This is a genomic window from Micromonospora sp. NPDC049004 (assembly GCF_040649315.1).
In the GTDB taxonomy this organism is placed as follows: domain Bacteria; phylum Actinomycetota; class Actinomycetes; order Mycobacteriales; family Micromonosporaceae; genus Micromonospora.
Window position 1 is genome coordinate 193,007 of sequence record NZ_JBEZFG010000005.1, and the last position, 11,121, is coordinate 204,127.

The 11,121-nt window shown below is 68.3% G+C and carries 8 protein-coding genes; all 8 read right to left on the bottom strand.

The features are described from left to right. Positions 1–6: 6 nt before the first annotated feature. The 8 genes from rpsJ to AB0B97_RS17165 all read right to left on the bottom strand — a co-directional run bounded on the left by rpsJ (position 7) and on the right by AB0B97_RS17165 (position 10,978). Positions 7–315 (bottom strand): 30S ribosomal protein S10, encoded by a 309-nt coding sequence (gene rpsJ / locus AB0B97_RS17130; protein WP_007073037.1) that lies wholly within the window; start codon positions 313–315, stop codon positions 7–9. A gap of 350 nt (positions 316–665) precedes the next feature. Beyond that, entirely contained in the window at positions 666–1,859 is a 1,194-nt protein-coding gene (tuf, locus tag AB0B97_RS17135) for an elongation factor Tu (RefSeq protein WP_234583438.1), read from the bottom strand. A gap of 214 nt (positions 1,860–2,073) precedes the next feature. Beyond that, the gene (gene fusA, locus AB0B97_RS17140; RefSeq protein WP_308195352.1) at positions 2,074–4,170 is read right to left on the bottom strand and encodes an elongation factor G; all 2,097 of its coding nucleotides are present in this window, start codon (positions 4,168–4,170) and stop codon (positions 2,074–2,076) included. A 76-nt stretch (positions 4,171–4,246) separates the two neighbouring features. Next, complete coding sequence (rpsG, locus tag AB0B97_RS17145; protein ID WP_007465317.1) at positions 4,247–4,717, bottom strand: 30S ribosomal protein S7; 471 nt, start codon at positions 4,715–4,717, stop codon at positions 4,247–4,249. 1 nt (position 4,718) lies between these two features. Next, on the bottom strand, positions 4,719–5,093 hold the full coding sequence (gene rpsL, locus AB0B97_RS17150; protein ID WP_007465318.1) for a 30S ribosomal protein S12: 375 nt from the start codon (positions 5,091–5,093) through the stop codon (positions 4,719–4,721). Positions 5,094–5,571: 478 nt separating this feature from the next. Continuing rightward, positions 5,572–5,952: a hypothetical protein gene (locus tag AB0B97_RS17155; protein ID WP_234583480.1), complete on the bottom strand. Its 381-nt coding sequence runs from the start codon at positions 5,950–5,952 to the stop codon at positions 5,572–5,574. A gap of 676 nt (positions 5,953–6,628) precedes the next feature. Continuing rightward, positions 6,629–6,997, bottom strand: a complete 369-nt coding sequence (locus AB0B97_RS17160) for a hypothetical protein (protein WP_357494497.1) — start codon at positions 6,995–6,997, stop codon at positions 6,629–6,631. 93 nt (positions 6,998–7,090) lie between these two features. Beyond that, positions 7,091–10,978, bottom strand: a complete 3,888-nt coding sequence (locus tag AB0B97_RS17165; RefSeq protein WP_357494499.1) for a DNA-directed RNA polymerase subunit beta' — start codon at positions 10,976–10,978, stop codon at positions 7,091–7,093. Between the last annotated feature and the right edge of the window lie 143 nt (positions 10,979–11,121).

The window sequence follows — 11,121 nt, forward strand, 5'->3', positions numbered from 1 at the left end:
CGGTCCCTACAGCTTGATCTCGATGTCGACGCCAGCCGGCAGGTCGAGGCGCATGAGCGAGTCGACCGTCTTCGGGGTCGGGTCGATGATGTCGATCAGCCGCTTGTGCGTGCGCATCTCGAAGTGCTCGCGCGAGTCCTTGTACTTGTGCGGCGAGCGGATAACGCAGAAACGGTTGATCTCCGTGGGCAGCGGCACCGGGCCCGCGACCTGCGCCCCGGTGCGCGTCACCGTCTCGACGATCTTCCGAGCCGAGGAGTCGACGACCTCGTGGTCATAGGCCTTGAGCCGGATGCGGATCTTCTGTCCCGCCATGGTGGCTTCTGTTCCTTCTCTCGATGCCGCTGTGTTGCGGGCGCCTGTACCGGCTGGCACAGGCCCACTTCGCCGACCCCCGCGGTCGGGCGTGTCGCGCCCTCGGGCCGGGCTCCGCCCCGTGGTTCCGGAGTGGTGCTGACCGCGCGGTGGGTCAAGGCGCCGATCGCATTACCGCGACCTGAACGCCGTGCGAGGGTGGTTGGCGACTGGGCCGCCAACCACCCTACGCTCGACTGTCTCGCCACCCGGAGGTTCAGCGAAAGCCGAACACAGGCGACGAACTGTCGTTACGCAACCTGACTAGTATGCCGCACGACCGGCGGCGGGTCTAATCGGGGTTACCTAGCTCACTTGATGATCTTGGTGACGAACCCGGCGCCGACGGTGCGGCCACCCTCGCGGATCGCGAACTTGAGGTTGTCCTCCATGGCGATGGGCTGGATCAGCTTCACCGACATGGTGGTGTTGTCACCCGGCATGACCATCTCGGTGCCCTCGGGGAGGGTGACGACACCGGTGACGTCCGTGGTCCGGAAGTAGAACTGCGGACGGTAGTTCTGGAAGAACGGGGTGTGCCGGCCGCCCTCCTCCTTGGAGAGGATGTAGACCGTCGCCTCGAACTCCGTGTGCGGGGTCGTGGTGCCCGGCTTGACGACCACCATGCCGCGCTCGACGTCCTCGCGCTTGATGCCACGCAGCAGCAGACCGACGTTCTCGCCCGCGCGGGCCTCGTCGAGCAGCTTGCGGAACATCTCGATGCCGGTGCAGACCGTCTTCTGCGACTTCTCGCGGATACCGACGATCTCCACCTCCTCGTTCGGCTTGAGGATGCCGCGCTCGGCGCGACCCGTGACGACGGTGCCACGACCGGTGATCGTGAAGACGTCCTCGATCGGCATGAGGAACGGCCGCTCGGTCTCACGCTCCGGCTGCGGGATCGCGGTGTCGACCGCGGTCATCAGGTCCAGGAGCTTGCCGGTCCACTCGGGGTCACCCTCGAGGGCCTTCAGCGCCGAAACCCGAACGACCGGCAGGTCGTCACCCGGGTACTCCTGCGAGGAGAGCAGCTCACGGACCTCGAGCTCGACGAGCTCCAGGAGCTCCTCGTCGTCGACCATGTCGCTCTTGTTGAGCGCCACGACGATGTACGGCACGCCAACCTGACGCGCGAGCAGCACGTGCTCACGGGTCTGCGGCATCGGGCCGTCGGTCGCCGCGACCACCAGGATCGCGCCGTCCATCTGCGCGGCACCGGTGATCATGTTCTTGATGTAGTCCGCGTGGCCGGGGCAGTCGACGTGCGCGTAGTGCCGCGCCTCGGTCTGGTACTCGACGTGCGCGATCGAGATCGTGATACCGCGGGCCTTCTCCTCCGGCGCCTTGTCGATCTCGTCGAACGGCGTGTAGGGGTTCAGGTCGGGGTACTGGTCGTGCAGGACCTTGGTGATGGCCGCCGTCAGCGTCGTCTTACCGTGGTCGATGTGACCAATGGTGCCGATGTTGACGTGCGGCTTAGTCCGCTCGAACTTCGCCTTCGCCACTGGTGTCCTCCTGTGGACTTCTTGGTTCGTACGCCCGGCGCGCCGGTCGGCGCTTAGGACTCTGTCGACAGCCTTTCCGGCCTGACGGCCGGAGAGCTTTTGTGGGTTCTGCGGCGATGAAGCCTACAGGCCCGGTCTCACGCGATCCGATCGTGGTGGCCGCGGGTGGGTGAAACCACCCGCGACCGACCACGAATCACCTGCTCAGGGGACGTTACTCGCCCGTCGCCTTGGCGATGATCTCCTTCGCCACGCTCTGCGGAACCTCGGCGTAGGAGTCGAACTGCATGCTGTAGCTAGCCCGGCCCTGGGTCTTCGACCGCAGGTCGCCGACGTAGCCGAACATCTCCGACAACGGCACCAGAGCCCTCACGATGCGGGCGCCGCTGCGCTCCTCCATCGCCTGGATGATGCCGCGGCGGGAGTTGAGGTCGCCGATGACGTCACCCATGTTCTCCTCAGGAGTGGTGACCTCAACGGCCATCATCGGCTCGAGCAGTGCGGGGTCGGCCTTGCGGGCCGCGTCCTTCATCACCATCGAGCCGGCGATCTTGAATGCCATTTCCGACGAGTCGACCTCGTGGTACTGGCCGTCCAGCAGGGTCAGCTTCACACCGACCAGCGGGAAGCCGGCCAGGATGCCGTACTGCATGGCGTCCTGGGCGCCGGCGTCCACCGACGGGATGAACTCCCGCGGGATGCGGCCACCGCTGACGGCGTTGGCGAACTCGTAGGTCGGCGAGTCGTTGTCCAGCGGAAGCGGCTCGACGCTCACGATGACGCGGGCGTACTGGCCGGAACCACCGGTCTGCTTCTTGTGGGTGTACTCGACCTTGTCCACCTTGCGGCGGATGGTCTCGCGGTACGCCACCTGGGGCTTGCCGACGTTGGCCTCGACGTTGAACTCGCGGCGCATCCGGTCGACCAGGATGTCCAGGTGCAGCTCACCCATGCCGGAGATGACCGTCTGACCGGTCTCCTCGTCCAGCTGGACGCGGAAGGTCGGGTCCTCCTCGGCCAGGCGCTGAATCGCCGTACCCAGCTTCTCCTGGTCGGACTTGGTCTTCGGCTCGATCGCCACCGAGATGACCGGCTCCGGGAAGGTCATCGACTCCAGGATGACCGGGTTCGCCGGGTCGGAGAGCGTGTCGCCGGTGGTGGTCTGCTTCAGACCCTGAACGGCGATGATGTCGCCGGCCTGCGCCGACGGACGCTCTTCACGCTTGTTGGCGTGCATCTGGTAGATCTTGCCGATCCGCTCCTTGCGGTCCTTGGTGGAGTTGACCACCTGGGATCCGGAATCGAGCGTGCCGGAGTAGACCCGGACGTAGGTGAGCTTGCCCAGGTGCTTGTCCGTCTGGATCTTGAAGGCCAGGCCGGAGAAGGGCTCCGAGTTGGACGGCTTGCGCAGCAGCGGGGTCTCGCCGTCGGTGGCCGTACCCTCGATCGCCGGAACGTCCAGCGGCGACGGCAGGAAGTCGACCACGGCGTCGAGCATGGGCTGGACGCCCTTGTTCTTGAACGCCGAGCCGCACAGCACCGGGTTGGCCTTGCCGGCGATGGTGGCACGCCGGATGGCGGCCTTGATCTCCTCGACGGAGACCTCCTCGCCTTCCAGGTACTTCTCCATCACCGAGTCGTCGACGTCGGCGAGGGTCTCCATCAGCTTCTCGCGCCACTCGGCCGCGGAGTCGGCCAGCTCGGCCGGGATCTCCTCGATCGCGTAGTCCTCACCCTTCTGGGTCTCCCCGCGCCAGGTGAGAGCGCGCATGCCGACCAGGTCGACGACACCGATGTGGTCGCCCTCGAGCCCGATCGGGATCTGGAGCACCAGCGGGGTGGCGTTCAGCCGGTCGATCATCATCTGCACGCAGCGGAAGAAGTCGGCGCCGGTCCGGTCGAGCTTGTTGACGAAGCACATCCGCGGGACGTTGTACTTGTCGGCCTGCCGCCAGACGTTCTCGGTCTGCGGCTCCACGCCGGCGACACCGTCGTAGACCGCGACCGCACCATCCAGCACACGCAGCGACCGCTCGACCTCGACCGTGAAGTCGACGTGGCCAGGCGTGTCGATGATCTGGATCGTGTGGCCCTTCCACTCACACTTGGTAGCAGCGGAGGTGATGGTGATACCACGCTCCTGCTCCTGCTCCATCCAGTCCATGACGGCAGCGCCCTCGTGGACCTCACCGATCTTGTACGTGATGCCGGTGTAGAACAGGATTCGCTCGGTGGTCGTGGTCTTACCGGCATCGATGTGCGCCATGATGCCGATGTTGCGTACGTTGGCGAGCGCGTCTGCGGCGGCCACTTCAATCCCTACTTATCGTCGTCTCGACTCAACTGGTGGCGGTTCCGGCGCCCGGTGGGGCGCCGGAACCAGGGTGTTACCAGCGGTAGTGCGCGAAGGCCTTGTTGGACTCGGCCATCTTGTGCGTGTCCTCGCGCCGCTTGACGGCGGCACCGAGGCCGTTGCTCGCGTCCAGCAGCTCGTTCATCAGCCGCTCGACCATGGTCTTCTCGCGACGGGCGCGGGAGTAGGTGACCAGCCAGCGCAGGCCCAGGGTGGTCGCCCGGGTGGGGCGGACCTCGACCGGAACCTGGTAGGTGGCGCCACCGACACGACGGCTGCGCACCTCGAGGGTCGGCTTGACGTTGTCCATCGCCCGCTTGAGGGTGACGACCGGGTCGGTGCCGGACTTCTCGCGGCAGCCCTCGAGGGCCGCGTACACGATCGACTCGGCGAGCTGACGCTTGCCGCGGAGCAGGATCTTGTTCACCAGCTGGGTGACCAGCGGCGAGTTGTACACCGGGTCAGCGACCAGTGGCCGCCGCGGAGCGGGTCCTTTACGCGGCATGTCAGCTCTTCTCCTTCTTCGCGCCGTAACGGCTGCGCGCCTGCTTGCGGTTGCGGACACCCTGGGTGTCCAGCGAGCCGCGGACGATCTTGTAACGCACGCCGGGGAGGTCCTTCACCCGGCCGCCGCGAACGAGCACGATCGAGTGCTCCTGCAGGTTGTGACCGACGCCCGGGATGTAGGCGGTCACCTCGATCTGGCTGCTGAGCTTCACACGAGCGACCTTGCGCAGCGCGGAGTTCGGCTTCTTCGGAGTGGTGGTGTACACGCGGGTGCACACGCCGCGCCGCTGGGGGGACCCCTTGAGCGCCGGGGTCTTGGTCTTGGTCGTCTTGGCCTGACGGCCCTTTCGGACCAGCTGCTGGATGGTGGGCACCGGGTTTCTCCGCTCCCTTCGGCCGCTGCACGCGGCCGCGCCGTCTGCTCGTTAGCCGGCCTGATGACCGGCTCTCCTACATTCCGACCAGGGTCACCTTGCGGAGGCCCCGGCACCCGCGGTCGGGCGTGTCGCCCAACTCACGGTCCCGGTGCGGACGCTTTCGCAGGCGTACCGGGTTTCTGTCACCGGCACGCGGATCGCCCCGCCCCGGATCTCTGGCTTGTCGTGCCGCCGTCCGGAATCCGGAACCAGCGCACGCACGAGTTGCCCGGGCACGCCCGGGCACAAGGGGAAAGAGTACCTACCACAGCCGCCCAGGTCAAAACGGAATGGGTCGGCGACTGTCTCACACTCGCCGGCCGGATCTCGTCCCGCCTCGTCGCCCGCGATGGGCACCTACGGACACAAGTGTACCGGCTTCCCCGCCGGACCACCCGTCGCCCCCGGGCAGGCACCGCAGACCCGGTGCGCGGCCTCACGTCAGGGTGATCAGCAACGCCAGACCCAGACCCAGCAGGCTGAGCAGCGCACCCGCCGCGCCGCAGCTGATGCCCGCCACCGCCAGCCCGCGCCCGGTGAACCGTACCGCCGACGGCGCGGCTGGCCGGCTGATCTGCCGCCGGCCCAGCAGACCGATGACGATCGCCGCCACCCCCGCCAGGACCCCCAGCACGGTGAAGGCGCCGGACGCCCAGACGCCCCCGTCGTTGCCGAACGCCACCCCGAAACAGATCACCAGGAGCGAGACCAGGATCGACGCGATGCCCGCCACCAACGCCCCGGTCGCCAGTCCGGAGGTGACCGGCGGCACATCCAGGTGCACCACGCCGAACGGCGTACCCGGCACCGCCTCCACCCGCTTCGGCGGCCGCCGCTGGTCGTCGGTGGGCGGAGGCACCGGTCGGGCGGGAGCCACACCCCACCCGGGCGACTGGCCCTGCGCCGGCTGACCCCAACCCCCGGGCGCACCAGGCCCCGACGGCGGCTGACCCCAGCCGGGCGGCGTACCGACCCGCGACGGCGGATGCCCCCAACCCCCCGGCGCACCAGGCCCGGACGGCGGCTGACCCCAGCCCGCCGGCGCGGCAGGCCCGGACGGCGGCTGACCCCAGCCCGCCGGCGCGGCAGGCCCGGACGGCGGCTGACCCCATTCCTGCGGCAGCGGCGCCCCGGAAGCGGGATGGGGCTGGCCGTGCCCGGGCGGATAGGCCCCGCCCCACTCGGCAGTGGGCGGACCCCACGCGGGCGCGGGCGGCGCACCCCAACCCGACGGCGGCGTACCCGGATCGGGAACGTCGGCGGGTGGGGCGGGCTGCCCGTCCTGATCGGGTTGCGCCCGGTCGTTCGGTGCGGAGGGGGCCGGGCTCGCGGCCGGCGCGTCGGGATGCCCCGCCGGCTCATCCGCCGGGGGCCGCGCCGGTTCCGTCACGAGGTCCTCCTGTCGACAGGGCCGCCAATCGCCGCGCGGCGGACACCGGCCAGGCTACCGCCGCAAGCGGCGCCGTTCGCGCTGGGCGTGGCCGGTGGAACGGTCAGTCCATGTTCGCCGGGTAGTCGTGGCCGAACGGCGTGCCAGCCACCCGAACCACCCCGATCACCACGGCGACGACCACGCTCACCGCGACCAGCATGAGGCCGATCCAGGCCAACCGCTCCCCCCGCCGCAGCCAGACGCCGCCGGTCAGGAAACCCCCCGAGGCGTACGCCTCCCGGCGGGCCTGGCGGGCCAGTTGCAGCGCGATCGTCGCCGGCACCACCCCGCCGATGAACAGCCCGGTCAGCATGCCCAGCAGCCCCAGCGCGAACACCGCGCGCGCCTTCGTGGCACGGGCCGGGTCCGGATCCAGCGGGTGGCGCAGGCCCTGGGACGCGACGGACACCTGTCCGGGTGCGGTCGTCATGCCTCCATCATGCCCAACCCGGTCGACGGGCGGGTCGGTCCGGACACGACGAGGCCCCCGGCAGGTGCCGGGGGCCTCGTCGGTGTTCAGTGCTTAGCGGTACGACCCGAAGTCGAAGTCGTCCAGCGGCACAGCCTGCCCGCTGGCCGGCCCGAACCCGTAGTCGGTCTCCGGGTAGCCGGTCATCGAGTAGACCTTGGCCTTGGCCTCCTCGGTCGGCTCGACCCGGACGTTGCGGTACTTGCTGATGCCCGTACCGGCCGGGATGAGCTTACCGATGATCACGTTCTCCTTGAGGCCGACCAGCGAGTCGCTGCGCGAGTTGATCGCAGCGTCGGTCAGCACCCGGGTGGTCTCCTGGAAGGAGGCCGCGGAGAGCCAGGAGTCGGTGGCCAGCGAGGCCTTGGTGATACCCATCAGCACCGGACGGCCGGCGGCGGGCTCGCCACCCTCCGACACGAGTCGGCGGTTCTCCGACTCGAACAGCGCCCGGTCGACGAGCACACCCGGCAGGAACTCGGTCGAGCCGGAGTCGATGACCGTCACCCGCTTGAGCATCTGGCGGATGATGATCTCGATGTGCTTGTCGTGGATGAGCACACCCTGCGAGCGGTAGACCTCCTGGACCTCACTGGTCAGGTGGACCTGGACCGCCCGCGGACCCATGATCCGCAGCAGCTCGTGCGGGTCGATGGTGCCCTCGGTCAGCTTCTCGCCGACCGCGACGTGACCGCCGTCGTGGGTCCGGAGCTTGACGCGCTTCGAGATCTTGTCGTACACGATCTCGTCGCTGCCGTCGTCCGGCACCACGATGATCTTCCGCGAGCGCTCGCCGTCCTCGATCCGGATCCGACCCGGGGTGTCGGCGATGGGCGCCTTACCCTTCGGGACCCGAGCCTCGAAGATTTCCTGGACACGCGGCAGACCCTGGGTGATGTCCTCACCCGCGACACCACCGGTGTGGAAGGTACGCATCGTCAGCTGCGTGCCCGGCTCACCGATGGACTGGGCGGCGATGATGCCGACAGCCTCACCGATGTCGACCGACTTGCCGGTCGGCAGCGAACGGCCGTAGCAGGCCGCGCAGACGCCCAGCTTCGACTCGCAGGTGAGCACGCTGCGCACCCGGACCGTCTCCACGCCGGCGGCGACGATCTTGTCGACCCCGATGGAGTTGATGTCCTGGCCGCGCTCGGCCACCACGGTGCCGTCCGGCCCCTTGATGTCGTCGGCCAGGGTCCGGGCGTGCACGCTGGTCTCGGCGTGGGTGTGGACGACGAGCTTGCCGTCCAGCTTCTCGCCGATCTGCATCGGGATCGCCCGGTCGGTGCCGCAGTCCTCCTCGCGGATGATCACGTCCTGCGAGACGTCCACCAGACGACGGGTCAGGTAACCCGAGTCGGCGGTCCGCAGGGCGGTGTCCGCGAGACCCTTACGAGCACCGTGCGTGGAGATGAAGTACTCCAGCACGGACAGACCCTCCCGGTAGCTGGCCTTGATCGGCCGCGGGATGATCTCGCCCTTCGGGTTGGCCACCAGACCACGGATCGCCGCGATCTGCCGGAGCTGGAGCAGGTTACCGCGGGCACCCGAGTTGATCATCTTCCACAGTGGGTTCTCCTGCGGCAGCGCGGTGTCCATCTCCTTGGCGACCTCGTTGGTCGCCTTGGTCCAGATCTCGATGAGTTCGCCGCGACGCTCCTCGGCGGTCATCAGACCACGCTGGTACTGCTTGTCGATCCGGTCGGCTTCCTTCTCGTACTTCGCCAGGATCTCCGCCTTACGCGGCGGAGCGATGACGTCCTCCATGCCGATCGTCACGCCGGACCAGGTGGCCCAGTGGAAACCGGCCTCCTTGAGCCCGTCCAGGGTGGCGGCCAGCGCCACCTTGGGGAAGCGCTCGGCGAGGTCGTTGACGATCGCGGAGAGCTGACCCTTGCGGATCTCGTAGTTCACGAAGCGGTAGCCCTGCGGCAGCGTCTCGTTGAACAGCACCCGACCCAGGGTGGTCTCCACGGTCAGCGGGTCACCCTCGACCCAGCCCTCCGGGGCGGTCCACGCCTCGGAGCCAGAGCCGTTGTCGACACCGACCACGCCACGCAGGCGGATCTTCACCGGCGCCTGCAGGTGCAGCTCGCCGTTGTCGAACGCCATCCGCGCCTCGGCGTCCGAGCTGAACGCCCGGCCCTCGCCCTTCTCACCGGCGGTGAGGTGGGTGAGGTGGTAGAGGCCGATGACCATGTCCTGCGTGGGCATGGTGACCGGCTTGCCGTCGGCCGGCTTGAGGATGTTGTTCGACGACAGCATCAGGATCCGCGCCTCGGCCTGGGCCTCGGCGGACAGCGGCACGTGCACCGCCATCTGGTCACCGTCGAAGTCGGCGTTGAACGCGGTGCAGACCAGCGGGTGGATCTGGATCGCCTTGCCCTCGACCAGCTGCGGCTCGAAGGCCTGGATGCCCAGGCGGTGCAGGGTCGGCGCCCGGTTGAGCAGCACCGGGTGCTCGCCGATGACCTCTTCCAGCACGTCCCACACGACCGGGCGCTGACGCTCGACCATCCGCTTGGCGGACTTGATGTTCTGCGCGTGGTTGAGGTCCACCAGCCGCTTCATCACGAAGGGCTTGAACAGCTCCAGCGCCATCTGCTTGGGCAGACCACACTGGTGCAGCTTGAGCTTCGGGCCGACCACGATGACCGAACGGCCCGAGTAGTCGACGCGCTTGCCCAGCAGGTTCTGGCGGAACCGGCCCTGCTTGCCCTTGAGCATGTCGGACAGCGACTTGAGCGGGCGGTTACCCGGGCCGGTGACCGGCCGGCCGCGACGGCCGTTGTCGAACAGCGCGTCGACGGCCTCCTGGAGCATCCGCTTCTCGTTGTTGACGATGATCTCGGGTGCGCCGAGGTCGATCAGCCGCTTGAGGCGGTTGTTCCGGTTGATCACACGCCGGTACAGGTCGTTGAGGTCCGAGGTCGCGAAGCGGCCACCGTCGAGCTGCACCATCGGGCGCAGGTCCGGCGGGATGACCGGGACGCAGTCCAGCACCATGCCGAGCGGCGAGTTGCGGGTGTTCAGGAACGCCGCCACGACCTTGAGCCGCTTGAGCGCCCGGATCTTCCGCTGGCCCTTGCCGGACCGGATGGTCTCCCGCAGGCTCTCGGCCTCGGCGTCGAGGTCCATGTTCTGGACCAGCGCCTTGATCGCCTCCGCGCCCATGGAACCGGTGAAGTACTCACCGAACCGGTCGCGCAGCTCGCGGTAGAGCAGCTCGTCGGTGACCAGCTGCTTCGGCTCCAGCTTGCGGAAGGTGTCCAGCACCTCGTCCAGGCGGTCGATCTCGCGCTGGGCCCGGTCGCGGATCTGGCGCATCTCGCGCTCTCCGCCCTCCTTGACCTTGCGCCGGACGTCCGCCTTGGCACCCTCGGCCTCCAGCTCGGCCAGGTCGGCCTCGAGCTTGGCGGCCCGCTTCTCGATCTCCGAGTCGCGGCTGTTCTCGGACTGCCGCTTCTCGGCCAGGATCTCGTTCTCGATCGTCGAGAGGTCACGGTGACGCGACTCGGCGTCCACGCTCGTCACGACGTACGAGGCGAAGTAGATGATCTTTTCGAGGTCCTTGGGGGCGAGGTCCAGCAGGTAGCCCAGCCGACTCGGAACGCCCTTGAAGTACCAGATGTGGGTCACCGGAGCGGCGAGCTCGATGTGCCCCATCCGCTCACGACGGACCTTGGAGCGAGTCACCTCGACGCCGCAGCGCTCACAGATGATGCCCTTGAACCGGACGCGCTTGTACTTACCGCAGTAGCACTCCCAGTCCCGCTGCGGACCGAAGATCTTCTCGCAGAAGAGTCCGTCCTTCTCCGGCTTCAGGGTGCGGTAGTTGATCGTCTCAGGCTTCTTGACCTCGCCGTGCGACCACTGACGGATGTCGTCGGCGGTGGCGAGACCAATGCGCAGCTCGTCGAAGAAGTTGACGTCGAGCACTCTGTCCCCTATGTCGTCGTCTGTACTGCTAATTCTCGGGTGGGGTCGGGGGGCGGGGGGCCCGCCCCCCCCCCCACCCCGCCCGACGAATACTCCCTGCACGGGGGGCGCCCGGGCCGCGGGCTTGCCACCGACAAGGCGGC